At 66.0% G+C, this 26,497-nt stretch carries 30 protein-coding genes; 21 read left to right on the top strand and 9 right to left on the bottom strand.

Annotated elements, in window-relative coordinates; all coding sequences use genetic code 11:
* Positions 1-69: 69 nt before the first annotated feature.
* From FHT02_RS01100 to FHT02_RS01090, 3 genes are all read left to right on the top strand, one after another.
* Positions 70-300, top strand: coding sequence for a hypothetical protein (locus FHT02_RS01100; protein WP_184083373.1), 231 nt, complete (start codon positions 70-72; stop codon positions 298-300).
* A 6-nt stretch (positions 301-306) separates the two neighbouring features.
* A complete protein-coding gene (locus tag FHT02_RS01095; RefSeq protein WP_184083371.1) occupies positions 307-831 on the top strand; it encodes a gamma carbonic anhydrase family protein in 525 nt (174 codons plus the stop codon).
* 73 nt (positions 832-904) lie between these two features.
* Positions 905-1,846, top strand: a complete 942-nt coding sequence (locus FHT02_RS01090; protein WP_184083369.1) for an NAD(P)H-dependent flavin oxidoreductase — start codon at positions 905-907, stop codon at positions 1,844-1,846.
* A 153-nt stretch (positions 1,847-1,999) separates the two neighbouring features.
* On the opposite strand, the gene FHT02_RS01085 is transcribed toward FHT02_RS01090, so the two are convergent.
* Positions 2,000-2,458: a DUF1465 family protein gene (locus FHT02_RS01085; RefSeq protein WP_184083367.1), complete on the bottom strand. Its 459-nt coding sequence runs from the start codon at positions 2,456-2,458 to the stop codon at positions 2,000-2,002.
* 71 nt (positions 2,459-2,529) lie between these two features.
* Positions 2,530-2,727: a YdcH family protein gene (locus FHT02_RS01080; RefSeq protein ID WP_184083364.1), complete on the bottom strand. Its 198-nt coding sequence runs from the start codon at positions 2,725-2,727 to the stop codon at positions 2,530-2,532.
* Positions 2,728-2,887: 160 nt separating this feature from the next.
* Here FHT02_RS01080 and FHT02_RS01075 point away from each other — a divergent pair, with 160 nt between their 5' ends.
* Positions 2,888-3,040 carry a YdcH family protein gene (locus tag FHT02_RS01075; RefSeq protein ID WP_184083362.1) on the top strand — a complete coding sequence of 51 codons (153 nt, stop codon included), beginning with the start codon at positions 2,888-2,890 and terminating at the stop codon, positions 3,038-3,040.
* Between the two features lie 53 nt (positions 3,041-3,093).
* Here the strand turns inward: FHT02_RS01075 and FHT02_RS01070 are convergent, their stop codons facing one another.
* Positions 3,094-3,471, bottom strand: a complete 378-nt coding sequence (locus FHT02_RS01070) for a PilZ domain-containing protein (RefSeq protein WP_184083360.1) — start codon at positions 3,469-3,471, stop codon at positions 3,094-3,096.
* A 111-nt stretch (positions 3,472-3,582) separates the two neighbouring features.
* The gene (dksA, locus tag FHT02_RS01065) at positions 3,583-4,050 is read right to left on the bottom strand and encodes an RNA polymerase-binding protein DksA (protein WP_184083358.1); all 468 of its coding nucleotides are present in this window, start codon (positions 4,048-4,050) and stop codon (positions 3,583-3,585) included.
* A 404-nt stretch (positions 4,051-4,454) separates the two neighbouring features.
* Between dksA and FHT02_RS01060 the strand changes: the two genes are divergently transcribed.
* Entirely contained in the window at positions 4,455-5,318 is an 864-nt protein-coding gene (locus FHT02_RS01060) for a hypothetical protein (protein WP_246352123.1), read from the top strand.
* A gap of 37 nt (positions 5,319-5,355) precedes the next feature.
* Here FHT02_RS01060 and FHT02_RS01055 read toward each other — a convergent pair whose 3' ends face one another.
* Positions 5,356-5,868, bottom strand: a complete 513-nt coding sequence (locus FHT02_RS01055) for a host attachment family protein (RefSeq protein ID WP_184083356.1) — start codon at positions 5,866-5,868, stop codon at positions 5,356-5,358.
* Positions 5,869-5,957: 89 nt separating this feature from the next.
* On the opposite strand from FHT02_RS01055, the gene serS reads away from it, so the two are divergent.
* From serS to FHT02_RS01015, 8 genes are all read left to right on the top strand, one after another.
* Entirely contained in the window at positions 5,958-7,232 is a 1,275-nt protein-coding gene (gene serS / locus FHT02_RS01050; RefSeq protein ID WP_184083354.1) for a serine--tRNA ligase, read from the top strand.
* 158 nt (positions 7,233-7,390) lie between these two features.
* Positions 7,391-8,155, top strand: a complete 765-nt coding sequence (gene surE / locus FHT02_RS01045; protein WP_184083352.1) for a 5'/3'-nucleotidase SurE — start codon at positions 7,391-7,393, stop codon at positions 8,153-8,155.
* Between the two features lie 4 nt (positions 8,156-8,159).
* Positions 8,160-9,311 (top strand): M23 family metallopeptidase, encoded by a 1,152-nt coding sequence (locus FHT02_RS01040; RefSeq protein ID WP_184083349.1) that lies wholly within the window; start codon positions 8,160-8,162, stop codon positions 9,309-9,311.
* The gene (locus tag FHT02_RS01035; protein ID WP_184083347.1) at positions 9,311-10,333 is read left to right on the top strand and encodes a potassium channel family protein; all 1,023 of its coding nucleotides are present in this window, start codon (positions 9,311-9,313) and stop codon (positions 10,331-10,333) included. The genes FHT02_RS01040 and FHT02_RS01035 overlap by 1 nt, the downstream gene beginning before the upstream one ends.
* Positions 10,334-10,363: 30 nt before the next feature.
* The gene (locus FHT02_RS01030) at positions 10,364-10,729 is read left to right on the top strand and encodes a DMT family protein (RefSeq protein WP_184083345.1); all 366 of its coding nucleotides are present in this window, start codon (positions 10,364-10,366) and stop codon (positions 10,727-10,729) included.
* A gap of 78 nt (positions 10,730-10,807) precedes the next feature.
* Positions 10,808-12,148: a 30S ribosomal protein S12 methylthiotransferase RimO gene (gene rimO / locus FHT02_RS01025; RefSeq protein WP_184083343.1), complete on the top strand. Its 1,341-nt coding sequence runs from the start codon at positions 10,808-10,810 to the stop codon at positions 12,146-12,148.
* 6 nt (positions 12,149-12,154) lie between these two features.
* A complete protein-coding gene (locus tag FHT02_RS01020) occupies positions 12,155-12,517 on the top strand; it encodes a DUF6481 family protein (protein WP_184083341.1) in 363 nt (120 codons plus the stop codon).
* 230 nt (positions 12,518-12,747) lie between these two features.
* Complete coding sequence (locus FHT02_RS01015) at positions 12,748-14,142, top strand: leucyl aminopeptidase family protein (RefSeq protein ID WP_184083339.1); 1,395 nt, start codon at positions 12,748-12,750, stop codon at positions 14,140-14,142.
* On the opposite strand, the gene FHT02_RS01010 is transcribed toward FHT02_RS01015, so the two are convergent.
* On the bottom strand, positions 14,093-16,057 hold the full coding sequence (locus FHT02_RS01010) for a putative bifunctional diguanylate cyclase/phosphodiesterase (RefSeq protein ID WP_184083337.1): 1,965 nt from the start codon (positions 16,055-16,057) through the stop codon (positions 14,093-14,095). The two genes, FHT02_RS01015 and FHT02_RS01010, sit on opposite strands and share 50 nt — an antisense overlap.
* 70 nt (positions 16,058-16,127) lie before the next feature.
* A complete protein-coding gene (gene tpiA, locus FHT02_RS01005; RefSeq protein ID WP_184083335.1) occupies positions 16,128-16,877 on the bottom strand; it encodes a triose-phosphate isomerase in 750 nt (249 codons plus the stop codon).
* Positions 16,878-16,993: 116 nt separating this feature from the next.
* Here tpiA and FHT02_RS01000 point away from each other — a divergent pair, with 116 nt between their 5' ends.
* Both FHT02_RS01000 and FHT02_RS00995 read left to right on the top strand, forming a co-directional pair.
* Positions 16,994-18,937 carry a peptidylprolyl isomerase gene (locus tag FHT02_RS01000; protein WP_184083333.1) on the top strand — a complete coding sequence of 648 codons (1,944 nt, stop codon included), beginning with the start codon at positions 16,994-16,996 and terminating at the stop codon, positions 18,935-18,937.
* Between the two features lie 2 nt (positions 18,938-18,939).
* The gene (locus FHT02_RS00995; protein ID WP_184083331.1) at positions 18,940-20,439 is read left to right on the top strand and encodes a chorismate-binding protein; all 1,500 of its coding nucleotides are present in this window, start codon (positions 18,940-18,942) and stop codon (positions 20,437-20,439) included.
* Position 20,440: 1 nt separating this feature from the next.
* On the opposite strand, the gene FHT02_RS00990 is transcribed toward FHT02_RS00995, so the two are convergent.
* Positions 20,441-20,845 (bottom strand): hypothetical protein, encoded by a 405-nt coding sequence (locus FHT02_RS00990; RefSeq protein ID WP_184083329.1) that lies wholly within the window; start codon positions 20,843-20,845, stop codon positions 20,441-20,443.
* 140 nt (positions 20,846-20,985) lie between these two features.
* On the opposite strand from FHT02_RS00990, the gene FHT02_RS00985 reads away from it, so the two are divergent.
* From FHT02_RS00985 to FHT02_RS00960, 6 genes are all read left to right on the top strand, one after another.
* Entirely contained in the window at positions 20,986-21,570 is a 585-nt protein-coding gene (locus FHT02_RS00985; RefSeq protein ID WP_184083327.1) for an anthranilate synthase component II, read from the top strand.
* Between the two features lie 87 nt (positions 21,571-21,657).
* Positions 21,658-22,653: an anthranilate phosphoribosyltransferase gene (gene trpD, locus FHT02_RS00980; protein WP_184083325.1), complete on the top strand. Its 996-nt coding sequence runs from the start codon at positions 21,658-21,660 to the stop codon at positions 22,651-22,653.
* Positions 22,650-23,420, top strand: coding sequence for an indole-3-glycerol phosphate synthase TrpC (gene trpC / locus FHT02_RS00975; protein WP_184083323.1), 771 nt, complete (start codon positions 22,650-22,652; stop codon positions 23,418-23,420). The genes trpD and trpC overlap by 4 nt, the downstream gene beginning before the upstream one ends.
* 290 nt (positions 23,421-23,710) lie before the next feature.
* Positions 23,711-24,040, top strand: a complete 330-nt coding sequence (locus tag FHT02_RS00970; protein ID WP_184083321.1) for a hypothetical protein — start codon at positions 23,711-23,713, stop codon at positions 24,038-24,040.
* A 333-nt stretch (positions 24,041-24,373) separates the two neighbouring features.
* Positions 24,374-24,841, top strand: a complete 468-nt coding sequence (gene moaC / locus FHT02_RS00965) for a cyclic pyranopterin monophosphate synthase MoaC (RefSeq protein ID WP_184083319.1) — start codon at positions 24,374-24,376, stop codon at positions 24,839-24,841.
* A 118-nt stretch (positions 24,842-24,959) separates the two neighbouring features.
* Positions 24,960-25,931 (top strand): PilZ domain-containing protein, encoded by a 972-nt coding sequence (locus FHT02_RS00960; RefSeq protein WP_184083317.1) that lies wholly within the window; start codon positions 24,960-24,962, stop codon positions 25,929-25,931.
* 195 nt (positions 25,932-26,126) lie between these two features.
* Here the strand turns inward: FHT02_RS00960 and FHT02_RS00955 are convergent, their stop codons facing one another.
* The gene (locus FHT02_RS00955; RefSeq protein ID WP_184083315.1) at positions 26,127-26,336 is read right to left on the bottom strand and encodes a hypothetical protein; all 210 of its coding nucleotides are present in this window, start codon (positions 26,334-26,336) and stop codon (positions 26,127-26,129) included.
* Positions 26,337-26,497 lie beyond the last annotated feature (161 nt).

Genomic DNA, 26,497 nt, shown 5'->3' with positions numbered 1-26,497 from the left:
TAATCCCGGCATTGAAGCCGAAATCATATGACGCTAGCCAAAGACCGGGGCACAGCCGGGGAGGCTAACGTGATCGAATTCTTCATCTTTATGTACGCCACGCTCGGGATGTTCGTTATCGCCGCGATGCAGCGTAACCACCGGCTTGCACGGCCGACGCCTCAGATGGTGACCATGGTCGGGTGGGGATTGTTCTCCCTGTCCTCGACCTTGGCCATGCTCCTCGGCGCCGTTGCCGTCGCGATGGCGCTGGGCCTTCAGCCGCAGCTGCCTGCCAGCTTCCACGCGCCGCTCTTCTGACGGCAGGTGCCACTCTACGAAATCGACGGTCTAAGGCCTTCGCTAGCATCGGATGCCTGGGTGGCACCAAGCGCCGACTTGATCGGCGATGTGCGGCTCGCCGAATTGGTCAGCGTCTGGTTCGGGGCGGTCATCCGCGCCGACAACACGCCGATTCTGGTGGGCACACGCTCCAACATCCAGGAGGGCGCGATGCTGCACTCGGATCCGGGGGCACCTTGCGCCGTCGGAGCGGATGTCACCGTCGGGCATCATGCCATCCTGCACGGCTGTACCATTGGTGACCGGACGCTGATCGGCATGGGCGCGACGGTGCTCAACCGTGCCGTGATCGGCGAGGACTGCCTGGTTGGCGCCGGCGCGCTCGTGACGGAGGGCAAGACCTTCCCGCCAGGCCATCTGATCGTGGGCTCGCCGGCGCGCGCCGTCCGCCCGCTCGACGATGCGCAAAGGGCACTGCTGAAGGCCAGCGCCATGCTCTACGCTACCAAGCAGCGGCAATATGCCGCCGGCCTCACGCGAGTCGGCTGACCCGCAGCCGCGCCTGCCGTAGCGTCGGCAGCGACAGGATGGACAGGCGACGGCCTTGCGCTAGACTTTACGCATGGCCCTGCCCCCAATCTTCGACCGTCTGCGCCTTCCCGTCATCGGATCGCCACTCTTCATCATCTCGGTACCCGACTTGGTCATCGCCCAGTGCAAGGCTGGGATCGTCGGATCCTTTCCGGCGCTAAACGCTCGACCGCAGGGCCAGCTCGACGAATGGCTCCACCGTATCACCGAAGAGCTCGCCGCCTGGGACCGCGACAACCCCGACACCCCGTCCGCTCCATTCGCGGTGAACCAGATCGTCCACCGCTCGAACGAGCGGCTCGAACAGGATCTCGTGACCTGCGCCAAATGGAAGGTGCCGATCGTCATCACCTCGCTGGGCGCGCGCCCCGAACTCAACGACGCGGTACATGGCTGGGGCGGCATCACCCTGCACGACGTCATTGATGACCGTTTCGCGCACAAGGCGGTGGAGAAGGGCGCCGACGGACTGATCTTGGTCGCGACCGGCGCGGGCGGTCACGCCGGGCGGCTCAACCCGTTTGCACTGGTGCAAGAGGTGCGCGACTGGTTCGACGGGCCGTTGATCCTTTCGGGCGCGATCGCCACCGGTCGCGCGATCCTGGCGGCGCAGGTGCTCGGCGCTGATCTCGCTTATATCGGCTCGCCCTTCATCGCCACCGATGAAGCCAATGCCGTCGACGCTTATAAGCGAAGCGTGGTCGATGGCCGGGCCGCCGACATCGTCTATTCCAACCTGTTCACCGGCGTGCATGGCAATTATCTGCGCGCCTCGATCGAAGCGGCAGGACTGGACCCCGAAAAGCTGCCCGAAAGCGATCCCAGCACGATGAACTTCGCCGGCGCCAAGGCGTGGAAGGACATATGGGGATCTGGCCAGGGGATTGGGGCGGTCCATGCCATCGAGCCCGCAGCGGTCCGCATCGAGCGGATGAAGGCCGAGTATGACGCGGCCAAGGCTGCGCTCGCTTAGGCAAAGGCAGCCCATCTTCCGTTACTAGCTGGCTCTGAGCCAGGACCGCTGCCTCGAACTACAAAAACAGGATCTTTACGCGAGGTCGGGATGACAAGCGCTTCAACAGCTTGCGCAGGTTCCCAACCCTGGCGGCGTCAGCCCGCCGTCCGTTCAGAAGGACGCGGCCAGCCGGTTCATCATGGTGCGTGCAGGACTAGGCAACGCAACGGGCTCCTCCAGCGTTAGGTCGAGGCGCGCCACGCGGCGGTATAGATCAACACTGGTCCTGATGATGCCCGCCGCCTGAACCGGCATCGCCAGCAAGATCGCCGCGTCGGTTTCAGGCGCCTCTCCCAGCCGGCGGGACGGCATCAACGCGTCGCAAGCCTCGATCTCGCCGGCTTCCACTGCGCGCTGAGTCAGGAGCCAGGCGATGATGTGCATCAGCCGAGTCGTTACCTTCAGCGACTCGCACGAAAACGCGACACGGTTCAGCGCCGTCAGTCCATCGCGCTCGTCGCGGCCGACCCAGTCGAAATAGGCACGTGCCTCGTCAGCCAGCAGCATGGCATCGGTATAGAGCGAGTCGATCAGCCGCCGATGGATCAGGGATGCGCGCTTGGCCGTCATGTCGCCAGGATTGCCACACCCGCCGCCGCAACAAAATGCTTAATCTGAGTAACTTGTGCCAGCGCGGAGCATTAGGCGATGATATCGGGCACCAACTGATCTTCCAGCAGCGACATTTCGTCGCGGAGCTTGAGCTTGCGCTTTTTCAGCCGCGCGATCTGCAACTGATCGGCGGTGTTCGTGCCAAGTAGCGCCAGGATGGCAACATCCAGGTCGCGATGTTCGGACCGCAGCATTCCAAGCCGCTGTTGAATCTCGCCTACGCTCATACCCGCCCCCGTGCCGGCTCCCTGCACGAACCCTCGGCATATCGCAACGGACCATCGTTCGTTTTCGGCGGGCCACCGATTACGGGCAATCCACAGGAGACAAGGGGCTTTAAAGCTGATCTAATCGTTTCCCCAGCGACCCTGAAGGAGCAAGACTTCCATGCAGAATGCGCACCAGTCGGCACTCACGGCCAAGCACATGAAGCTCGATCAGCAGATCAGCAGCGAGGCGCAACGGCCCCTGCCCGACCAGATGCTGATCGCGCAGCTCAAGAAGGAAAAGCTGCGCCTAAAGGAAGAGCTCGGACGCTAGTTTGCGCTGCCTCCGGGGTGTGCCATGGCGCGTCACCCCGGTGGCCATAGCGGTCAACGGCGCGAAGAGAGCGGCTTGGTATAGCTCGGCGTCATCGTCCCCTTGCCCACCGGCTTGCGCGCCAGCAGCGGATCGATCTCCGTCGAAAACGCCACGCCCACTCGCCCGTCGGTCGCCCAGGCGATACGCCCGCTCACCCAGCCCACGCCGCGTACTTCGATCTCCACCAATGTGCCGGGCATGATCGGTCCGGCGAACTCGGCCATCAGGCCGCCCGACGACAGGTTGCGCACCCGCACCTGGTGCACCTCGTCGGTGTCCTTCACGCGAAACTGCGCCGTCAGCAACAGGCTGTCGCGAGCCCCGCTGCGAGGAACGGTGAAATCCTCGGCGGACAGCGCGTTCACGGATTCGGGTGTAAACTGTTCCATCGATGCTGCTCGAACGCGTAAGGGGAATGTAAGCGGACTACACCAGCAATCCTTATCGAACCAGTAACGATCAGGCTCCTGCGGCGCCCGACGTCGGGCGAACGCCCTGCCTCATTCCTCGCGCGACACCTTTTCGTTGCGCTCATGGCGCTCCTGGGCTTCCACCGTCATCGTCGCAGTCGGGCGCGCTTCCAGCCTGCCGAGCGGGATCGGCTCGCCGGTCACTTCGCAATAGCCATATTCGCCTTCTTCGATCCGGCGCAGCGCCGCGTCGATCTTGGCGATGAGCTTGCGCTGCCGGTCGCGGGTGCGCAGCTCGATCGACCAGTCGGTCTCGCTGGACGCGCGATCAGTCAGATCGGCTTCGCGAAGCGAGTCGGCCTGGAGCTGGTTGAGCGTACCCGCCGCCTCGCGGCAGATCGCGTCCTTCCAGGCGATCAGCTTGCTGCGGAAATAGTCCAGCTGCCTTGGCCCCATGAAGGGCTCGTCATTGTGCGGCCGGTATCCGTCCGACCTGTCGTTCGCGGCGGTCGGCAACATGTTTTCGGGTTCGTTGTAGCAGTCCAAAACGGTAGCCATCCCCACTCTCCTCACCGGTCTTCGAGTGGCCAAGCCCCCGAAGAACGCCGTTTGCCCGGACGCGCCTATACTTTCGCGCATCAACCTTCACAAGCAAATGATTGTGCGTGCGAATACCCTCCGACTACATGGAAATTAGCTCCGGCCGGGTTTTTACCTGCGCTGCGAGGTTTGCACCTGCGACAACATCGTGCAGCCGGTTGCTTCCTGGCTTTTGTACCGTTTCCGAACGTTAACCATAATATTTCGACTGCCGCGGCGAAATTGCCCAAAATAAAACGGTTAAGCGTCATTCACTGTCTTGCGCTTAATAGTTTGTTTTGCCCTTTCTCCCCAATGAATGGTGCACCTGTTGCCGGCGTCCGTGCCGGCACCAGCCGCCAGCAACGAGAGAGTGGGACATCATGTCGGTTCGCATGGCTTTGGCGAAACTTTGCGCCTGCGCTGCTGGCGGCGCGGTGATTGGCGGCTCGGGCATTTATGTCGCCGAACGTGTGCAGCAGCCCAAGGTGGTCAAGCAGCACGTAGTCGCGAAGAAGCGCGTCGTGCGCAAGGTCGCCACCGCGGCCGTGGCGAAGAAGACGCTGCGGCGCGTGACGACGACCACCACGACGACTCAGGCTCAGCCGCAGGTCGTGGTCGTCGCGGCCCAGGCAGCGCCGGTACCGGTGCCCGCCCCCTTTATCTCCTCCAGCTCGGGCTCCAGCAGCTCGTCGGGCGTGATCGGCGGCTCGGGCGGCGGCGGTTTCGCGGGCGGCTTCTTCGCTGGCGGATTTTTCGGCGGCTCGGCCTCGGGCAGCAGCTCTGGCAGCAGCGGCGTCGACATCAACATCGAGATCGACAACAAGAACAATAATCAGAACAATAATCAGAACCAGAACAACAATAACAACAATAACAACAATCATAACGAGCAGGAACAGAACCAAGGCCAAGGCCAAGGTCAGGGGCAAGGCCAGGGTCAAGGTCAGGGGCAAGGGCAACATCAGGACCAGGACACCAAGCCCGGTAAGCCGGACAAGCCTGATCGTCCGGACAAGCCCGACAAGCCCGACAAGCCCGGCTGGGGATCGAGCGGCTGGAACAATTCCAGCGGCTGGAATTCGAGCGGCAACCATGGCGGCGGCTCGGGTGGCAGTGGTGGCTCGGGTGGTCCCGCTCCGGTCCCCGCCCCGCCGATGATCCTGCTGTTCGGCGGCGCAGCGGCGGCGCTGGTCGCACGCAAGCGCTTCAGCAAAAAGGCCCCGGCCGGCACGACCGAGGCCTGATTTGCCCTGCCCCGGCCATGCGCCGGGGCAATTCGCGTTAGTCCGCCTTCAACAGCGCTTCCTCGATCTGGACCACGGTGTGTCCGGTCAGGTCCTTGCCGATCTCGCCGGTCAGCCGCTCGCTCACTGCCTGGTGATAATGCTTGCGCAGCTCGCCCAGCGTCCTGGGCGGCGCGACGATGATCAGCGATTCGAAATCGTTGTTCAGCGCCCGCTTCTTGAGCATCTCCGCGGTTTCGGCGGCGAACTTGTCTTCCTCCAATTGGTGGAAGTCGGTCTCGCCCATCGTGCCGCGCGCTGGCGCGAACTGCGCGCCGCCGCCACGGGCATGCATCGATCCGTTCTGCGCCACTGCCGGCGCGCCCGGGCCGCTCTGAGTCGACGAGGACTGGCCCGACTGATCCCGCTTCTGGTCAGAGTCCTTGGGGTTCTCGTGGATCTCCTTGGCCTCGACCTGCAGGTTCGGGAATTCGGCATCCCCTTCATTCCTGAGGAAGAGCATCTTTCGCCCATCGGCGACCAGAACCACTGCCTGGTGAGGAACCTGCATAACCTGTCTCCTTGTTCGGTTCTGCATCTGTAACGCCGCGCTTCGCGCCAGGGTTGCGCGGTTTTGTCGCCCCCGCCATAGCGGCTGCCATGCACGACATCCGATCGATCCGCGAAAATCCCGAAGCGTTCGACAAGGGCTTGGCCCTTCGCGGGCTGGCGCCGCGTTCGGCCGAACTGCTCGCTCTGGACGAGCGCCGCCGCGCGCTGATCACCGAGGCGCAGGCAGCCCAGGCCCGCCGCAACGAAGCGTCCAAGGCGATCGGCGCGGCAAAGGCGCGCCGCGATGATCCCACCGACCTGATGGCGGAAGTGGCCGCGTTGAAGGAACGGATGCCGCAGATCGACGCCGAGGAGAAAGCGGCCGGCGCGGAGCTGAACGAACTGCTGGCCGCCATTCCCAACCTGCCGCTGCGCGACGTGCCAAAGGGTGACGGCGAAGACGACAATGTGCTGGTTCACGAACGCGGCACTATCCCCAGCTTCGCGTTTGAGGCCCGCGAGCATGACGCGATCGGCCCGGCGCTCGGCCTCGACTTCGAAACCGGCGCGAAGATCTCCGGCTCGCGCTTCACCTTCCTGCGCGGTCCCGCAGCCCGGCTTCACCGCGCGCTCGGCCAATTCATGCTCGACACGCTGACGCACGAACATGGCTATGAGGAAACGGTCGTCCCGCTGCTGGTGCGTGGCGAGACCATGTTCGGCACCGGCCAGCTCCCCAAATTCGCCGAAGACAGCTTCCACACCACCGATGACCGCTGGCTGATCCCCACTGCCGAGGTCAGCCTGACCAATTCGGTGCGCGAGCAGATCTTGCAGAACGATGTGCTGCCGCTGCGCCTCGCCGCGCTCAGCCCCTGCTTCCGCTCCGAGGCGGGGGCGGCGGGCCGCGACACCCGCGGCTATATCCGCCAGCACCAGTTCGAAAAGGTGGAAATGGTGTCCATCACCGCCCCCGAAGCGTCCGAAGCCGAACATGAGCGCATGACTGCCTGCGCCGAGTATATCCTCGACAAGCTCGGCCTCGCTTATCGCCGCATGAAGCTGTGCACCGGCGACATGGGCTTCACTGCCGCGCGCACCTACGACCTCGAAGTATGGCTGCCCGGCCAGGCCCGCTTCCGCGAAATCTCCAGCTGCTCGACCTGCACCGATTTCCAGGCGCGCCGCATGAACACCCGCTATCGGCCCGAGGGCGAAAAGGGCACTCGCTTCGTCCACACCCTCAACGGTTCGGGCCTCGCGGTCGGCCGCACGCTGGTCGCCGTGGTCGAGAACTACCAGCAGGAAAACGGCGGGGTCGCGGTCCCGGAAGTGCTGCGGCCGTATCTCGGCGGGCTGACCCTATTGGAACCCAAGGCGTGAGCGCGCAGAATCCTCCCCGAGCTTGCCTCAGGGAGGGGGACCGCGCCCGAAGGGCGTGGTGGAGGGGCGCCCCGCAGCGGCGGGGTCGCGTGCCGCAAGCGCATTCCGCGCCTGAGGCGCGACCCCTCCACCAGCGAAGCTGGGGGAGGATCTAAGCCATGCGCATCCTCCTCACCAACGACGATGGCTACCACGCGCGCGGCCTGGCACATCTGGAAACGCTCGCCCGCACCATCTCTGATGACATCACCGTCATCGCCCCTGCCGACGAGCAATCGGGCAAGGGCCGCTCCCTGTCGCTGACCGAGCCGTTTCGCGTCCGTCGCCATGGCGACAATCGCTACGCCGTTCACGGCACGCCAACCGATTGCGTGATGTTCGCGCTGGCCGACGCGATGAAGGACAACAAGCCCGACCTTATCCTTTCGGGCATCAACCGCGGCGGCAACCTGGCCGAGGATGTTAGTTATTCGGGTACCGTTTCAGCGGCGATGGAGGGCGCGCTTGCCGGCATCCGCTCGGTGGCACTCAGCCAGCGTTATGCCCGGGGCGGCGCGGGTGAAAAGGTGCCGTTTGACGCCGCCATGGCCTGGGGCGAACGCGCGCTCAGGCCGCTGCTCGCCATGGAATGGGCACCGCGCACGCTCGTCAACATCAACTTCCCCCCACTCGCGCCCGAAGCGGTGAAGGGCATCAAGGTCGTGTCGCAGGGCTTGCGCGATTATGGCCGGGTCGGCGTGGAAAAGCGCGCCGATCCGCGCGGCTTCGACTATTACTGGCTGGCGATGGGCAGCCGCCCGATCGTGCCGGCACCGGACACCGATCTGGAAGCGATCGAACAGGGGTACGTGACGGTCACGCCGCTGCAACTCGATCTCACGCACAGGGACTCGCTCGACGCGCTGAAATCCGTCTATAGTTAACGCCATGTGGGGGTTTTCCAGGACGTATCGGCACGCCTGCTTTGCGGCACTTGCCGGCGCAGCATTGGCGGGGTGCATCCCGCCGTCGGGCTATGCTTCGGCGGCGAGCGAGCCGCCACCCGCGCCCCAACGCGCGCCGCAGCAGCGCCCCGTCCGGCAGTCTCCCGTCCAACAGCGTGCACCACAGCATCGCCCGCCGCAGCAGGTACCGGACTATGAGCGGCGTACGCTGGATCAGGATGTTCGCGCCCTGCCCGCGCCGCCGCCCGCCTGGGAAGCCCGCCGCGTCGTGCCGGACGCCCGCCAGGTCCCCAGCTCAACCTACGTCGTGCAACCCGGCGAGACACTGGGCGCCATCGCCGCCAAGACCGGCGCCGGTGCCGAAGCGATCGCTCGCGCCAACGCCATCACCTCGCCGGGCCTGATCCGGGCCGGGCAGCGCCTCTCCATCCCCGGCGGCCGCTATCACCTCGTCCGCGCCGGTGAGAGCGGCATCGCCATCGCCCGCGCCTACAGCATCGCCTGGTCGCAGGTCGTGGCCGCCAATGCGCTCGCCGAGCCCTATATCCTGCGCACCGGTCAGCGCTTGCTGATCCCGTTCACCGGCCCCGAGACGCTGGAACAGCGTGCAGCGCGCTTCCACATCGACATCGACGACATTCTGACGGGCGGCGAACCCGCGCTTGCCGCCAACGCAGCGCCCGCCAAACCCACTGCCTCCTCCGCGCGCATCCTGCCGCCGACCACGCCGGTCGCCGCGCCGGTCAAGCGCGCCGCCGGCCTGTTCGCCTGGCCGGTCAGCGGCAAGGTCGTGCGCCGGTTCGGCCCGGGCCGCAGCGGCGAACGCAATGACGGCATCAAGATCGCCGTGCCGCTCGACACCCCCGTGCTCGCCGCCTCGGACGGCGTCGTCGCCTATGTCGGCAGCGATGTGCCCGCGCTGGGCGGCCTCGTCATCCTCAAGCACGGCAATCGGATGACCAGCGTCTATGGCCATGCCGGCCAATTGCTCGTTCAACGCGGCCAGGCCGTGCGCAAGGGGCAGACGATCGCGCGGTCGGGCAACTCCGGCTTCGCCGACCGCCCCGAACTCCATTTCGAGATTCGCCAGGGCCGCACCCCCGTCGATCCGCTCGCGCGGCTGCCGGCGCGCTGATGGCGGCGCTGCAACCCGGCACGCTGAAACGCAAGTCGAGCCTGCCGGTATGGCTGGCGATCGGCTGGCGCGTGGCGGCGGTCCTGGCGCTGCTCGCGCTCGCGGTGGGTGTGCACTGGATCGAGCGGGACGGGCTGAAGGACACCGCTGACGGCCAGGTCAGCTTCCTCGACATCATCTATTTCACGTCGATCTCGATCACCACCACCGGCTATGGTGATATCGTGCCGGTCAGCACCGCGGCGCGGATGTTTGACGCGTTGGTGGTGACGCCGATCCGCATCTTCGTGGTGCTGCTCTTCCTCGGCACGGCGTACAACTTCGTGCTCAAGCGTAGCTGGGACAGATGGCGTATGACGATCATCCAACGGAACCTTCAGGGCCACATCGTGGTCGCCGGCTATGGCAAGACCGGCTCCGAAGCTGTCGACGAACTGATCGCCCGCGGCGCGACCGCCGACAATTTCGTGGTGATCGACGCCGATCCCGACGCGATCGCCCACGCCCAGGCATGTGGCTGTATCGTGGTGCAGGGCGACGCCACGCGCGACCAACTGCTGGAGGACGTCCGCATCACGCAGGCCAAGGCGATGATCGTCGCCGCCGGTCGCGACGACACGTCGATCCTCATCACGTTGACGGCGCGGCATCTCGCGCCTGATCTGCCGATCAGCATCATCGTCCGCAACGAGGATAATGAGTTTCCCGCCCGTGCCGCGGGTGCCACCACAGTGATCAACCCGGTTAGCTTTGCCGGCCTGCTGCTCGCAAGTTCGTGCACCGGCACCAACATCGCCGCCTCTCTAGCCGACCTGGCATCCGCGCGCGGCAAGGTCGCGCTGACGGAGCGCCCGGTTCGTGTGGGGGAGATCGGCAAGCCGTTGGGCGCCATCGCCACCGGGCTGGGTGTCCAGCTTCGCCGCAACGGTCAGGCCTTTAGCTTCGCCGATCCCGAAGCGGAGACGCTGCTTGCGGGCGACTCGGTCATCGAGATCATCGCGACGCCTCTCGCGCAGGCTTGACCTCTTCCTTGCGGGCGACATGGTCGCGGCATGACCGGAACCCTGCTGCCCCGCCTTCTCCCGATCCTGCTTCTGATCGGCTCCAACGTCCTGATGACCTTCGCCTGGTACGGACATTTGAAGTTCAAGGACAAACCGCTGCTCGCCATAATCCTGGTCAGCTGGGGTATCGCCTTCTTTGAATATTGCCTGGCAGTCCCCGCCAACCGCTGGGGCAGCAGCCTGTATTCGGCCGCGCAGCTCAAGGGCATGCAGGAAGTCATCACGCTGTGCGTCTTCGCCATATTCTCGGTCCTGTACTTGGGTCAGCGCATCACCCCCAATCACCTGATCGGCTTCGCCCTGATCGCCGCCGGCGCCTTCTTCCTGTTCCGTGCGCCGGTGGCCGCAGCCTGAATCCTCGCCTGCACGGGGAGGATTGCGCACCGCCCTCACTAGCAATTTCCCCAGAAATCCCTATGTCGCGCCGCAATCATGGCAACCAAACTTCCTGAAGCCCCCAAGGTGGGGATGGTCTCGCTCGGCTGTCCCAAGAACCTGGTCGACAGCGAACGCATCCTCACCAAGCTGCGCAGCGACGGTTATGCCATGTCGCCCGATTATTCGGGCGCGGACGTGGTGCTGGTCAATACCTGCGGCTTCCTCGACTCGGCGAAGGAAGAATCGCTCGAGGCGATCGGTGAGGCGATCGCCGAGAACGGCCGCGTCATCGTTACCGGCTGCCTGGGCAAGGAAGCCGAGGTCATCCGTGCCCGCTTCCCCAACGTGCTCGCCGTCACCGGCGCGCATCAATATGAGGAAGTCGTCGGCGCGGTGCACCAGGCTGCGCCGATGCCGCCCTCGCCCTTCGTCAACCTGGTGCCCGATGCCGGGCTCAAGCTGACGCCGCGCCACTACAGCTATCTCAAGATCTCCGAAGGCTGCAATCACCGCTGCTCCTTCTGCATCATCCCGGCACTGCGCGGCGATCTGGTCAGCCGCCGCCCCGACGCGATCCTGCGCGAGGCCGAAAAGCTTGTCGAGGCCGGCACCAAGGAGCTGCTGGTCATCAGCCAGGACACCTCGGCCTATGGCATCGACATCCGCAAGGAACCGCGGATGTGGAAGGGCGAAAGCGTCGTCCCCCACATGACCGACCTCGCCCGCGAACTCGGCAAGATCGCGCCTTGGGTGCGGCTGCACTATGTCTACCCCTACCCGCATGTCGATCAGGTCATCCCGCTGATGGCGCAGGGGCTGATCCTCCCCTATCTCGACATCCCCTTCCAGCACGCCGCGCCCAGCGTGCTGCGCACGATGAAGCGCCCCGCCAACGACGCCAAGGTGCTCGAGCGGCTGCGACACTGGCGCTCGATCGCCCCGGACATCACCATCCGCTCGACCTTCGTCGTGGGTTTTCCAGGTGAAACCGAAGCCGATTTCCAGTATCTGCTCGACTGGCTCGACGAAGCCCAGCTCGACCGGGTGGGCGCGTTCCGCTTCGAGCCCGTTCAGGGCGCCGCGGCCAACGACCTGCCGGGCGCCGTGCCGGAAGACGTCAAGGAAGAGCGCTATGCGCGCATCATGGAGAAGACTGCCGCGATCAGCGCCGCCAAGCTCCAGGCAAAGATCGGCCGCACCCTCGACGTCATCATCGACGAGGTCGGCGAAGAAGGTGCCACCGGCCGCAGCCAGGCCGACGCACCCGAGATTGATGGCGAGGTGTTCCTGCGGGACGCCGCCCATCTGAAGCAGGGCGACATCGTGTCGGTCGCCATCGAAGACGCCGATGAGCATGATCTCTACGGCGTACCCCTTTCCAACCCCAGCATGTGAGAACCCATGGGTTATAAAGTACCGACCTTCCAAGACCGCGCCGCCCTTGCTGCCGAGGCGAAGAAGAAGGCGTTGGAGCGCCTGAAGGCACAGCCCAAGCTCGATCCCGCCGAGCTCGAGAAGCGCCAGGCTGCCCGCCTCGTCCGCGAAGCCGAGGAAGAAGCCAAGCGCCAGGCCAAGCGCGATGCGATCGCGCAGGAAAAGGCCGACAAGCTCGCCGCGGCCGAGGCCGAACGCGTCCGCCTCGAAGAGGAAAAGGCGCAGGCTGACGCCGACCGCAAGGCAAAGGCGCCGCCCACGGCCGCCGAACTCAAGGCGATCCGTGACGCCCGCTACGCCGCCCGCAAGGCCCGCGTCCTCGGCAAGTAAGCCGGACAAGGGCCAGCCTTTGCTTGGCCATGCTCGGGGCTCCCCTTTCCGGAGCCCCGATGATCCACCCGGCCCCCACCCGCGCCAGAAATAAAGGCCGCGGAATCACCCGCGTCCTCCGCCGGGAAAGCCGGCCGCGCCACAGAACGCCGCCGACCGCCGGGGCAAGAACCCGCGCGACTTTGAGCCCGGGGCTAGGCGCAGGCCCCCGCGCGTCCTAGATCATTGCCATGACTGATCTTTCCACGCTGATTCAGCCCGATCGCGGCCAGGCCGCGCGCACCATCCACTTGATCGACGCAAAGGGCTTCGACGCCTGGCTCTCGGCCCAGCCGCCGCGCCACCGCGCCGCCGCCGCCGCGCAGAAGCTCGCGCCGGCCGGCTATTCCAGCGCGATCCTGCCGGGCGACAATCCCGATGACTGGTCGGTGGTCAGCGTCGTCAACAATGTCGAGCGCCTGTCGCCCTGGTGCTTGGCCAAGCTGGCCGAGACCCTGCCCGAGGGCACGTACCGCGTCGACGCGCGCGAGCCTGGCAAGGCGCTGCACGGCTGGCTCGCCGCCCAGTACAAGTTCGACCGCTACAAGAAAAAGGACGCCAAGCCCCAGGGTCCGCGCATCCTCCTGACCAGCGACCCGGCAAAGATGGAAGACGCCATCCGCATGGCCGCGGTCACCTTCAAGCTGCGCGACCGGATCAACACCGGCGCCAACGACATGGGCCCCGCCGATCTCGAAGCCGCCGCCGCCGATCTCGCCCAAAGCTATGGCGCGACCCTCAGCGTCGCGAAGGGCGCCGAAGTCGAAAAGGGCTATGGCCTGCTCTGGGCGGTCGGTCAGGCGGCGGGCAAGGGCCGCGAGCCGCGCCTGATCGAACTCGAATGGGGCAATCCCGAGCATCCGCGCGTTGCCATCATCGGCAAGGGCGTATGCTTCGACACCGGCGGCCTGGACATCAAGCCCGCCGCCGGCATGCGGCTGATGAAGAAGGACATGGGCGGCGCCGCCCACGCCCTCGCGCTCGCCGAACTGGTGATGCAGAACCGCCTTCCCGTCCGCCTCCACATGCTGGTCCCCGCGGTCGAGAACGCGATCAACGGCGACGCGACGCGCCCGGGCGACGTGATGATCTCGCGCAAGGGGCTCAGCGTGGAAAACAGCAACACCGACGCCGAAGGCCGCCTGATCCTGGCCGACGCGCTGACCAAGGCCGAGGAAGCCGGTCCCGAGCTGGTATTCGATTTCGCCACGCTCACCGGCGCCGCCCGCGTCGCGCTGGGCGCCGATCTCCAGGCGCTGTTCGCCAATGACGATACGCTCGCCACCGAACTGTTGTCCGCTGCCGAAAGCGAGTTCGATCCGATGTGGCGCATGCCGCTCTACGATCCGTACAAGGATCTGCTGAAATCGGATGTGGCCGACATGGTCAATGCCGCCGAAGGGCCGTTCGGCGGCGCGATCACTGCCGCTTTGTTCCTCAAGGAGTTCGTGCCGGACAAGGCGCAATGGGCGCATTTCGACATCTTCTGCTGGAACGGTGCGAGCAAGCCCGGCCGTCCCAAGGGTGCCGAAGCGGTCAGCCTGCGCGCAGTCTGGAAAGTTCTGAAAGACCGCTACGCGAGCTGAGCGCCCGCCACGTCGCTTCCACTTCGCCTGCGGCCATGGGACGTCCGAAATGGTATCCCTGGCCGTAGGTGCAGCCCATCACCGCCAGCGCCCGGGCGGCGGCAGCGGACTCCACGCCTTCGGCGATAACCGGCAGGTCCAGCTTGCGGGTCAGCGCGACGATCGCCTCCACCAGCCGCTGCGCTTGGGGATCGCGGTCCATGGTCGTCACGAACGACCGGTCGATCTTGATCTTGTCGAACGGCAGCATCTGGAGATGCTGGAGTGACGAATAGCCGGTGCCGAAATCATCCAGCGCCAGCTTGATGCCCTGCGTCTTCAGCTCGGCAATCGCGTCGCGGGCACTCTGCCCGTCGGTGATCAGCGCATTTTCGGTGATCTCGACGACCAGCTTGTGCGCCGGAAAGCCTTCGCGGGCCAGCAAGGCCAGCACCTTCTGCGCAAACCAGCCGTCGCGCAGCTGGTTCGGCGACACATTCACCGCCAGCATCGTACCCCAGTCGCGGGTCTCGCGAAACGCACGGCGCAAAAGCCGCAGCATCAGATCGTCGATCAGCCCACATTCCTCGGCGATCGGGATGAACTGGTCGGGCCCGATCGCGGCACCGTGACGGGGCCAGCGCGCCAGCAGCTCATATCCCACCACGACACCGGAACGCAGTTCCACCACCGGCTGATAAAAGGGTACGAACGCGTCGCGCTCCAACGCTTCCCGGATCTCGATTTCGATGGCTGACCGGCGCCGGATCTCTGCATCCAGCGATGGCTCGAATGCGCAATGGCGCCCGCGCCCTTCCTCCTTCGCCTTGTACAGCGCGATATCGGCACGACGCATCAGCGTCTCGCGATCGTCGCCATCGTCGGGGAACAGCGCCATGCCGACACTCGCGCCGATATGATGCGCGCGCTTGCCGCACGTGAAAGGCCGGCCCACCTGGTGGACGATGGCTTGAGACAGCCGGTGCGCCACGTCGCGTCCCCCCTCCAGCACGATGGCGAACTCGTCACCACCGATGCGATAGCTTTGGCCATTGCCGGCTATGGTGTCGGCCAGCCGGTCGGCGACGTCGTGCAGCAACCGGTCGCCGACCGGATGGCCATGCACGTCGTTCACGGCCTTGAACCGGTCCAGGTCGACGATCAGCAGCCCGAAGGGCCGCCTTGGCTCGTCGCCTTGCAACCGCATCGCCAGCGCCTCCGCCAACGCCCGGCGGTTGGGCAATCCGGTCAACGGGTCGTGATAGGCAAGCTGATAGGCCCGCTGCTCGGCGCCCTGCGCGCGCCGCTGCTCGCTCGCCATCTCCTGGCGCGATCGCAACACCTCCAGGAGTCCGGCGAAATTGGTGCGCAGCATGCGCACGATCACCACGGACACCAGCACCATGTTCATGCCCATTCCGCGCATGAACCAGCTTTCGGAAAGCACCATGCAGAAGGTAATCGGCGCCGCCCCGCACAGCAGCACCAGATACGCCGCGCGCGGCAGCGATTGCAGGCAGTAACAGCAGCAGATCGCACCGATGAACACATACAGGGCGATGCATGCCCGGCGCAGCAGATCCGCCTCGACATACAGGTACATGCCCCACCCGCCGAACCCCAGGCTCAGCAGGCCGGCCACGACCGTCGTGGTGATCAGGTATCGGCGCACCTGCTTCGGGCTTGGGTCCGCGCGCCGAAGGCGAAGCCAATATACCGCTCGCACGGCCGATGCCAGGGCGAGCAGCAGTGGCATGCCCAGGCTCCAACCATAGGCTACACTGTCATGCGACGCGAAGCCCAGAAAGGCCGCGTCGACCATGATCAGCGCGTACATCAGCGGCACCTGGCCCCGCAGCCCACGGAACTGCTCCAGCAGGATCTCGCTGCTCTCCGCCGAAGCGGGGATAATTGCCGAAACAAGGCGACGCGTCATCCGTCACAGATGGAGCCTCAGCGCCGCCGCTCCCATTCCCGCGTTGTACGGATGCGGGAATTACCTTTCGTTAACCAGAAGCGCGCGCTGCCGCTTCGACGATCGGCACGAACTTGTCGGCGGTCAGACTGGCGCCGCCGACCAGCGCACCATCGACATTGTCGACCGCCAGGATCGCCTCGGCATTGGCTGCGGTAACCGATCCGCCATATAGGATGCGGATGCCGTCCGCTGCATCGCCCACCATCATCCGCAGCTTGGCGCGGGCAATGGCGTGGATCGCCTCGATCTGGTCGAGCGACGGTGTGCGGCCGGTCCCGATCGCCCAGCGCGGCTCATAAGCCAGCGTCAGCCAATCGGGCGAGGCGCCGTCGGGCAGCGACTTCTCGATCTGCGACTGGACGATCCGCTCGGCACGGCCGGCATTGTGCTCGGCTTCGGTCTCCCCGCAGCACAGGATCACGCGCAGCCCGCGGCGATGCGCCGCTGCCGCCTTGGCCCAGGCGTCGTGACTGGTCTCGTGCTGATCCGCGCGGCGCTCGGAGTGGCCGACGATGGTCAGCGTTGCGCCGGCTTCGCGCAGCATCGCTGCGGAGATATTCCCGGTATGGGCGCCCTGATCCGCCTCGTGCACGTCCTGCGCGCCGATCGGCATATCGCCGGCAACCGCCACTGCCGCCGCGATCAGCGTGAACGGCACGCACAGCGCCACATCCACCTGGCGGTTCGCCGCCGCCGCCGCGGCGATCGCCTCCACTTCGCCCAACTGCGCGCGCAGCCCGTGCATCTTCCAGTTCCCGGCCACCAGTTTGCGGCGCATATTCTTTCCTCCCCAACGCGTGTCCTGCCGATAGCAAGCCCACCGCCGCGCACAAGCTTGATGGGATCGGCCCACGGCCCTAAAGCACGGCCAAACCCTCTTACGAACGGCCCTTCATGCTCCAGTTCTTCCGCCGCTTTACCAAGTCGCGCCTCGGCCTGATCGCGGTGTTCATCTTCCTCGGCATCATGGCGCTGGCCTTCGCGGTGGGAGACATTACCGGGCTGCGCTCGCAGGATGGCGGCCCGGGCGGCAACGTCATCGCCCAAGTCGGCCGGCACAAGGTGACCGACATCGAAGTGCGGGAGCGGATCGAACGCTTCCTCCAGAACGCGCAGCGCCAGGGCCAGACCGTGACCATGGCCGAATTCCTGGCACAGGGCGGCCTGGACGTCGCGGTTGATGAGATCATCAACAGCGCGGCAATTGTGGCGTTCGCCGAAAAGTCGGGCATGCAGGTCAGCAAGCGGCTGATCGACGGAGAGATCGCCAGCAATCCAGCCTTTCTCGGCCTCGACGGCAAGTTCAGCCAGAAGCAGTTCGAGGATCTGCTGGCGCAGAACCGTATCTCTCCCATCGCCTTTCGCCGCGATCTTGAGCAGGAACGCTATGGCAACTGGCTGATCAGCCGCGCCACGCTCGGCAATCAACTGCCCGATGGCGTGGTGCTGCCCTACGCCTCGCTGCTGCTGGAGCGCCGCACGGGTGTAGTCGGCCTCGTCCAATCGATCGCGATGGACCCGGGTCCCGATCCCGATGACAAGACGCTGAACAGCTATTACGCCAGCAACCGCGCTCGCTACAGCGTGCCGCAACGCCGCGTGATCCGCTATGCCGCGGTTACCGCCGATGCCGTGCGCGCCCAGGCGGCTGCCACCGACGCCGAGATCGCGGACGCTTATAAAAAGGCGGGCAATCGCTATGCCGCGACGGAGAAGCGCACCGTGCGTCAGGTCATCATCGCCGATCAGGCGACGGCGAACCGCATCGCTGCCCAGGTGAAGGGTGGCCAGGCGATGGCCGCCGCCGCCGCCGCTGCCGGGCTCGAACCCAGCAGCTTCGACGGCGTGGAAAAGGCTGCGCTGGCTACGCGCACCTCGCCCCAGATCGCCGACGCGGCCTTCGGCGCGGCACAGGGCGGCGTTGTCGGTCCGGTGCGTTCGCCGCTCGGCTGGCACGTGCTCAAGGTGGAGAAGGTGGAGCGTGTCGCAGCGCGTTCGCTCGATCAGGTCCGCGGCGAACTCGCCAAGGAAGTCACGGATCGCAAGGTCGCGCAGCGCCTGGCCGATCTGCGCCAGTCGATCGACGACGGCGTGGCCGACGGCAAGACCTTCGATGAAGCGATCCGCGATGCGAAGCTTTCGGCACAGACCACCCCGGCGTTGACCGCGCAGGGGCAGAACCCCGAAAATCCGGCCTACAAGCCCGATCCGGCGCTGGTGCCGATCCTGCGTGCCGGCTTCGGCGTAGAACAGGCCGGCGACGAGCCACAGGTCGTGCCCACAGGCGCCGATGGCAGCTTCGCGCTGGTGACGCTGGACCGCATCGTTCCCGCCGCGCCGCGTCCGCTTGCCCAGATCCGCGATCAGGTGAAGGGCGATTATCTGATGACTCAGGCGCTGCAAAAAGCACGCGCCGCCGCCACGCAGATCGTCGCCAAGCTGCAAAAGGGTGTGCCGATGGCGCAGGCTTTTGCCGAAGCCGGCGTGAAGAAGGGCCCGCCGCCCAAGCCGTTCGACCTGAAGCGCGCCGAAGTGCTCGGCCGCCGCATGGAACCGTTCATCCAGATGGCCTTCAGCATGGCGCCCAAAAAGGCCAAGCTGGTCGAAGGACCGAACCGTCTGGGCTATTATGTGGTCTATCTCGACCAGGTCGAGCAGCACAGCGCTGCGGGGAACAAGGCGGCGATCGCCCGCGTGCGCGGCGACATCGCCGGGCAGGTCGGTCCGGAATATGCCCGCCAGTTCATCCGCTCGATCCGCGCGCATATGAACGTCAAGCGCAATGAAAAGGCCGTGGCGCAGCTGCGTGCCCAGCTTGCGCAACAGGGTGTCCGTTAAGCGTGATCCATGGCAGCGAAGCGGCGCTGGCCGCGCTTGAACAGGGCAAGCCGGCGCTTCTCTGGCGGCGTGAGATCGCCGATACCGAGACGCCGGTCGCCGCCGCGCTCAAGCTGATCGAGCCGGGCCGCGGCGACTTTCTGCTGGAATCGGTCGAGGGCGGCTCGGTGCGCGGCCGCCACAGCCTGATCGGCCTGGCGCCAGACCTCGTCTTCCGCGCCACCGGCGCCGCTGCCGAAGTCAACGAGCATTGGCTGGCGGATCGCGATGCGTTCGCGCCCTGCCCCGAACCCACGCTCGACGCGCTGCGCACCCTTGTGGCGCGCTGCCGCATGGATGTGCCGCCCGAACTCCCCCGCGCCCTGGCCTGCCTAGTGGGTTATTTCGGCTACGAAACGATTGGGTTGGTGGAGGATCTACCCCGCCCTCGCAAGAACCCCGTCGACGTGCCCGACATGATGTTCGTGCGCCCCACCGTCATCCTCATCTTCGACCGCCTAGCCGACACGCTGTTCCTGGTGGCGCCCGTCTGGCCTGGCGATGATCCCCATACCACGCTCGCCGCCGCCGCCGAACGCCTCGACACCGTCGCCGCTCGCCTTTCGGGTACGTCGATACCCGAGCCGACACGTTTCGACGTCGACAAGATAGTGGCCCAGCCCGTCCTTCCCCCTGGCCGCTATGGCGAAATGGTCGCCCGTGCCAAGGACTACATCGCCGCCGGTGACATCTTCCAGGTCGTGCTCGCCCAGCGCTTCACTGCGCCCTTCCCGCTCCCGCCGTTCGAACTCTACCGCGCGCTGCGCCGCGTGAATCCCTCGCCTTTCCTCTACCATCTCGACCTGCCCGGCTTCGCGCTCACCGGCTCGAGCCCCGAAATCCTGGTCCGCGCCCGCGATGGTGAGATCACCATCCGCCCGATCGCCGGCACCCGCCCGCGCGGGCACACCGCTGCCGAAGACGAGGCAAACCGCGCGTCGCTCCTCGCCGATCCCAAGGAACGCGCCGAACACCTCATGCTGCTCGACCTCGGCCGCAACGATGTCGGCCGCGCAGCCGAAGCCGGCAGCGTCCGCGTCACCGACAGCTACACGGTCGAATATTACAGCCACGTCATGCACATCGTCTCGAACGTGGTCGGCAAGCTCGCGCCCGGCAGCGACGCGCTCGACGCGCTCTTCGCCGGTTTCCCCGCAGGCACCGTCAGCGGCGCGCCCAAAGTCCGCGCCTGCCAGATCATCGCCGAGCTCGAACCCGAAACCCGCGGGCCATATGCGGGCGGCGTCGGCTATTTCTCGCCCGACGGATCGATGGACAGCTGCATCGTCCTGCGCACCGCGCTGGTGAAGGACGGCGTCATGCACGTCCAGGCCGGCGCCGGCATCGTCGCCGACTCCGACCCGGCCTACGAGCAGCGCGAATGCGAAGCCAAGTCCGGCGCGCTCTTCGCTGCCGCGCGCGAAGCGGTGGCCCGCGCCAGCGAGCCCCGCTTCGGGCAATAGTTCACGGCACTCGCGCGGCCTTTGCCTTCTGGTCCAGCCGCTCCTGCGCCCATTGCCGCAGCCACTGGCGTGTACATCCGGTCTGTCCGCCCGTGCCCACCGGCGAGCAGCTGTTGGGCAGCCCAACGCGGTTCACTTCCTCGACCGTCTCGACCCGGTTGGTCCAGGCTTGGCCGCCAGGCCCCTCCTCGGGCTGGTCGCGGAACTCCTTGGGAATCCGATAGGGCGAATCGCCGCCCTTGGCGCACACCACCACTTCGTCGGGGCTCGCCGCCTTGGGGCATTGTTCGTCGCCATATAGCAGCACCGAGCGCACCCGCTTGGGCATGTCCTGCCCCGCCTCGCCGCGGTCCTGAACCGGAACAGGCGCAGCCATCAGCATGGCGATCAGCAACTGGGAAAGCATCGGCACTCCTTCGAACACGCACATCAACGCCCCTGTGCCGCCAACCGTTGCCACCAATCATGGCCGGGCCAAGGCAATTGCGCCCCACCTGCAGACGCAGGCAATTGCCCGGAACCGCCCAAGCGCCTACCTCCGCTCCCATGATCCTGGTCATCGACAATTACGACAGCTTCACCTGGAACCTGGTCCACTACCTCATGGAACTGGGCGCCGAGGTGCAGGTCGTGCGCAACGACGCGCTCACCGCCGCCGACGCGCTTGCCACCAATGCCCAGGCCTTCCTGATCTCGCCGGGCCCCTGCACGCCGAACGAGGCCGGAATCAGCCTGGACCTCGTCGCCGCCTGTGCCGAGGCTCGCAAGCCGTTGCTCGGCGTGTGCCTTGGCCATCAGGCGATCGGCCAGCATTTCGGCGGTCAGGTCGTCCGCGGCGGGCTGATGCACGGCAAGACCTGCCCGGTCGAGCATGACGGCACCGGCCTCTTCGCCGAACTTCCCTCGCCCTTCACCGCTACCCGCTACCATTCCCTGATCGTCACCGACGTGCCCGATGCGCTGGTGGTCAACGCCACCGCGTCCGACGCCTCGGTCATGGGCTTCCGCCACCGCGAACTCCCGATCCACGGCGTCCAGTTCCACCCCGAAAGCATCGCCACCGAACACGGCCACGCGATGCTGGCGAACTTCCTGAAGGAAGCCGGCGTACAGACTAAGGCGCTGGCCTAACTGAAACCTCCAGGGCACGGGGAAGTATGAGGTTGGCCACCACAACATTCCCTCGACTTCGCCCCGCCGCCCCGGAATAGAGGCCCCGTGACCACCTTCTCCCTGCTTCCCAGCCCGGCCACCCCGCTCTCGCGCGAATCCGCGGCGCAGGCGTTCGCCGACATCCTCGACGGCACCGTTCCCGAAGAAGCGATCGAGCATTTCCTCATCGCCCTCTCGGTCCGCGGTGAGACCAGCATCGAGATCGCAGAGGCTGCCCGTGCGATGCGCGCCCGCCTCATCCCGATCACCGCCCCGGCCGGCGCGATCGACGTGTGCGGCACCGGGGGTGACGGCCACCACACGCTCAACGTCTCCACCGCGGTCAGCCTGGTGGTCGCGGCGTGCGGCGTCCCCGTCGCCAAGCACGGCAACCGCGCCGCCTCGTCCAAAGCCGGCGCCGCCGACACCTTGGAAGCGCTCGGCCTCGATCTCGACCGCGCCGCCGCGCAGGCCGAGGACACGCTCGGCGACTTGGGCATCGCGTTCCTCTACGCGCAGCACCATCACCCCGCGATGGCGCGCATCGGCCCGCTGCGCCGCCGCATCGCCCGCCGCACGATCTTCAACCTGATGGGCCCGCTCGCCAATCCCGCGCACGTCACCCGCCAGCTGATCGGCATCGCGCGCCCGGACTATGCGCCGATCTATGCCGAAGCGCTCGAACAGCTCGGCGTCGAAGCGGCCGCGGTAATCTCGGGCGAGGAAGGCCTGGACGAGCTCTCCACCGAGCATCCCAGCATCGCGGTGAATATCGGTAGCGCCACTCTGCCTGCGCGCATCACTCCGGAGGATGCCGGCCTCGCGCGCCACCCGCTTGCGGCGATCCGCGGCGGCGATCCCGCGCACAACGCGCTGGCGCTGCGCCGCCTGCTGCTCGGCGACGCAGGCCCATATCGTGACGCCGTTCTGCTCAACGCCGCCGCCGCGCTGATGGTCGCCGGCACCGCCAAGACGCTGAGCGAAGGCGCCGCAGAGGCCGCCGACGCCATTGACGATGGCCGCGGGAACGCGCTGCTCGACCGCTGGATCGCTTACGTATGAGCAACATTCTGGACCGCATCCTCGCCACCAAGCGTCAGGAAGTCGCCGACCGCAAAGCCAACCCGCGCGCCTGGCCGCAGCCCACGCCGCCACGCGGCTTCAAGGCGGCGCTCGACGCGCGCGCCGCCGCTGGCGGCTATGGCCTTATCGCCGAGATCAAGAAGGCCAGCCCATCCAAAGGGCTGATCCGCGCCGACTTCGATCCGCCTGCGCATGCCCGCGCCTATCAGGCCGGCGGCGCCGCCTGCCTGTCGATCCTGACCGACCGTGACTATTTTCAAGGCCACGAAGACTATCTGATCGCCGCCCGTGCCGCCTGTGACCTGCCGGTGCTGCGGAAAGACTTCATGATCGACCCCTGGCAGGTCGAGGAAGCCCGCGCGATCGGCGCCGACGCAATCCTGATCATTGTCGCCGCGCTAGACGACGGCCAAATGGCCGAAATCGAAGCCGCCGCCTTCGAACAAGGCATGGACGTGCTGGTCGAAGTCCATGACGCGCAGGAACTCGACCGCGCGCTCAGGCTCAAGTCGCGCATGATCGGCGTCAACAACCGCAACCTCAAGACCTTCGAGGTCGATGTTCAGAAAACCTACGAGCTCGTCGCCCGCGCGCCCGCTAACTGCACCTTTGTCGCCGAATCCGGCCTAATCAGCCGCGGCGACTTGGACGCCATGGCCGAACACGACATCCGCTGCTTTCTAATAGGCGAGTCGCTGATGCGCCAGCAAGACGTGGAAGCAGCCACCCGCAACATGATCGGCTGAGTCTGACAGAAAAAGCCGAAACGCAAGCAACATCAAGAGTATGCATGTGGTGAAACAAGGATGCTACGAGCAGGTGCAAAGAAGGGAGCTGATCGCGGCAATAACGCGTTCGTAACGATTGTCTTCTATGGGAAGTGTAGGCTGGATCGAGGGCCTATCATTTCAGGGGACAGGTGAGGGCGTTGACAATTGGTGCTTCCACGGGACATCCGACGTCCCAGCAATCGCGTGAGCCGAAACCACACAGCTACCCGATTTCCCTCGGCGAACTCCGGCCCCTGAACGCCGACATGACGAAAGCCGTCCGGCTTTCCGCCGAACGACTGGAAGCCGTTCGGGGCCGACACTTGTCGCTCTCCAACTTGGAGATGATCGCCTCCCAGCCGGATTGGGCAGATAACACCGTGTCCAAGATTTGGGGCAATGTCGAAGTCGGCGGAAAAGTCGTGGCGCAGATTTACGATTCGGGTCTGACTGTCACCCGCACAGGCTTCGATCTGCCACCATCAGGAGTCGCAAGCGACGATCCGGCAGCCCGGGCACAAGCACTCATCGACGCCTATCACGGACATCTGGTGCGCCGGAACGAGATGACGAACCCGACCCTGTTCCACGGCTGACGGGGACCGACGTCAACCGGCCGGCGGCTTACCTATCCCACGCGAAGACGCGAAGAGAAGAGGGTCGCGCAGAGACGCGGAGGCGCAGAGAAGGTCGACCCGCCGCGCAAGCGGCGGCCTCATCAAAGAGCGCGGCCAACTTCCTGCCGCTGACGCGGCTTCCCGGCTACGCCAGGCGAACCGCCTCTGCGCCCTCTTCGTCTGCGCCTCTGCGCCTCTGCGCCTCTGCGCGAACCCCTGCCTTCTTCTAAACTTCGCGTCTTCGCGCCTTCGCGTGAACCCCATCTCCCCCACCGCTTGCCCCACACTTAAACTCAGCGCATGCCCAAAAACATGTCCCAGCTGACCCATCTCGACGAAACCGGCGCCGCCCACATGGTCGATGTCGGCCACAAGCAAGCCACCACCCGCGAAGCCATCGCCACCGGCCGCATCACTATGTCCGCGCAAGCCGCGACTGCCATCAACCAGGGCGCGATCGAGAAGGGCGACGTCCTCGCCACCGCCCGCATCGCCGGGATCATGGCCGCCAAGAAGACTGCCGAGCTGATCCCGCTCTGCCACCCCCTGCCGCTCACTCGCGTGGCCATCGATCTCGCGCCCGACGACACCGGCGTCACCGTCACCGCCACCGCCGCCACGTACGGCCAGACCGGCGTCGAGATGGAGGCGCTGACCGCCGCCACCGTCGCTCTGCTCACGCTCTACGACATGGCCAAGGCCGTCGATAAAGCGATGGTGATCGGCGATGTCCGCCTGCTTTCGAAGAAAGGGGGCAAGTCCGGCGACTGGAGCGCCTGACGCCGCGGACCTTTGCGCCTTGCCCGCGGGTTGTTCCCGCAGCCCACGTTAACGCGACATTCAAACGCGGGCGTCAAAGCTGGCCTGTGAAAGACCGAGCGGAAAGTACGACGACGTCATGCAGCCTGTCAGGTCCGGAACCATCTTCAGCCTCGCGGCCGACCCTCCCCGGGCCTTTTCGGACGCACGCGAAGCGCATACCCAATTCGACGCCGCGCTGCTGATCGCCGCTGAGAGCCAGCACCCCTGCTCGCTCGAACGGCTGACTGCGCTCGGCGCCACGTTGTGCCTTTCCGCCGATCTCGCGACTGGGGACTCGGTCACACTGGAACTCTCCAATGGGCAGGGAATCGTCGGCAGGGTCGATTGGGCCACCGAAGCCGAAGTCGGAGTCCGCTTCGATCAGCCGATCGACGTGATCGGCACCATCGCGCGCAATCTCGCCGCGCTTCCGGCCGACCGGCGGCACATGCCCCGTGTTGAGTTGCGCCAGACCGTCGCGATCCGCCATGCCGGACGGGTCGAACATGGCCGCACCCGCAATATCTCGCAGGGGGGCCTCGCCGTCGAAAGCAGCCTCACCCTCGCGCGCGATCAACCAGTCCAGCTTACCTTGGACGGGCTACGCCCGCTTGATGGCGTCGTGCGCTGGGCACAGGATAGCTTCGCCGGCATTGCCTTTGACGAAGATCTTGGCTGGCAGACGCTGATGCCCTGGCTGCGTAGCGTGCAGCAGGCCGCGCTTGCCCAGCAAACCGCACGCCTCGCCGCCCCGCCCGTTTCGATGGAGGCGGAAGCGGACGGCATGATCCCCGACAAGCACGCGATTCGCCTCGACGCGCCCGCGCGGGTTCGTGAAGGCGTGCGCTGGTGGAATGCGCGGGTCCGCGGGCTTACCGCGCAGATGGTTGAACTGGAAACGCATGCCCATCTGGCGCCGGGCGCCCAGCTTTGGGTGGCGCTGCCGGAAATCGGCGGCGGCCCCGCCTCCGTCGTGGAAGCCGCGCACGGCCGCGTGCTTTGCGAATTCCGCTTACCGCTCAAGCCCAGCGACTTGGGCGCGATCACCGGTCACCGCCGCCCCATCTAATACGGGCGCGAGCCAGCCTCTTACCGGCCCAAAGTTTCCCGAAAGGAAGGCCGCGCGACGAACGCCGCTTGGTAAAGGGGCCGGTTCCTAAGGGAGCGCGCCTACGCCTCTATCCTGCTCAGCAGGACCCCTCTCGGTGAAGCGCACATACTCGCACAGGGGTGACGCCGGCACCGCGAGGTGCCGGCAACGCCATTACCCGCGTACGCCACGCAGACTATTCAGCACCGCCACCGCGGCCACGCCGACGAATGCCGCGCTGGTCCAGGGCCGCGCCTTGGCAAAGCTCTTGGCCTTCTCGGTGATCGGCGCATCGCCCGAAAAATGCTCGCGGAACGCGTCGGTCAACGCGGTCTTCTTGTTCGACGTGTGGGTGGTGGTTTCGGTTGCAATCGCTTCGGTCATGAAAAACCTCCATGTCGGCGCGGAAGTGCGCCGGTTCGGAGGAGGGAACGCCCAAACGGCGCCGGAGTGCCAACGCCCGGCCGAAACCGCGGACACTATCGATGCGCGGCTGCATGCTACAAACGCTTGCGCACTCCCGCCTCGCCTGCACAAAGGCGGTT

It is taken from the genome of Sphingomonas xinjiangensis (genome assembly GCF_014199255.1).
Taxonomy (GTDB): Bacteria; Pseudomonadota; Alphaproteobacteria; order Sphingomonadales; family Sphingomonadaceae; genus Sphingomonas; species Sphingomonas xinjiangensis.
Note: the sequence above shows the minus strand (reverse complement) of the source record. Positions and strands in the feature narration are given on the sequence as shown.